Origin of the sequence: Paenibacillus sp. OSY-SE (assembly GCF_000283315.1) — a bacterium.
GTDB classification, from domain to species: domain Bacteria; phylum Bacillota; class Bacilli; order Paenibacillales; family Paenibacillaceae; genus Paenibacillus_B; species Paenibacillus_B profundus.
Map to the genome: position 1 here is coordinate 1 of NZ_ALKF01000024.1, position 1,039 is coordinate 1,039.

Annotated in this window: 2 protein-coding genes; both read right to left on the reverse strand. The window is 34.9% G+C overall.

The window, feature by feature from the left end; genetic code table 11:
- Positions 1–571, reverse strand: a 571-nt coding sequence (locus A372_RS0100150; RefSeq protein WP_019418891.1) for a serine hydrolase domain-containing protein, incomplete at its 3' end; no start/stop codon positions are given.
- Between the two features lie 51 nt (positions 572–622).
- On the reverse strand, positions 623–1,039 hold a 417-nt coding region (locus A372_RS0100155; RefSeq protein ID WP_019418892.1), incomplete at its 5' end, for a MarR family winged helix-turn-helix transcriptional regulator.

Genomic DNA, 1,039 nt, shown 5'->3' on the forward strand with positions numbered 1-1,039 from the left:
TCTTATTTATAAAATCAAATAGCTTACCGACAGCAGTTGGCTTAGATTTTGGCTTCGTTGTGGTGTTTATAAGTTGAAGAGGTTGGGCAATCATTCTTTGTAAATAATCCTCATAAGATAGTTGACTTGCCTGTTCGATAATTTTAGCTAGCAAGACATAATTTGTATTTGTATAAAGCCAACCGCTACCTGGTAGGAAATAAGGCTTCTTGTTAAGTAAAATATCTTCAATAGTTTCAACTGAAGAATTATCTATATATTCTGGGATACCGGATGTATGCGTCAATAACTCTTCAATCGTTACATCTTGAAAGGTACTTGTGTCAAACCATTTTGTTAGGTTGTCGTTAAAATGAATCACCTTTTTCTCTATTAATTGAAGTACCATCACAGCTGTGTACATTTTGCTTAAGGAAGCAATGTTAAATAGTGTCTCCCCCGTAATCGGAACTAAATTTTTCATATCTGCAGAGCCTATTGTCACATCTACAATTTCGTTATTGCTCGTTTCTACATAAACTGCACCATTGAACTGGATTTTTTCAAGCGTAGAATAAATAGAGCTGAACATAAGTAAGCCCCCTAAATATATTAGTTATCTAACATATTTGATGTGAAGAACTCAAATGAACTCTTCAGCAGCAATTTGTTTCAATTTATTCGTAATTCTTTCTAACTCATTACGTTCAGCAACAGTTAGTTTAGAAAATAAACGATCGGCCACTGAACGCTCGACATATTGTTGCTTCTCAAAGTACTCCACACCTTTAGTTCCTAACATAATAAAAACTTCGCGGCGATTATCAGGATTGATAGCACGATGAATAAACTGGTTTTTCTCCATCTTCGCAATAAGCTGGCTTACTGCACTAGAACTAATGTTCATTTCTATAGCAATCTCACCTACCGTTATTTTGTTGGCTGAGTATACAATATCCAGCAACACGGCTTGCTGAGTGGTGATAGAGCTAGCTAAATATGGTTCATAGTATTTAAAAATCAAGCGGTTAATGGCATAATCAGCTTCATTAATTTGTTT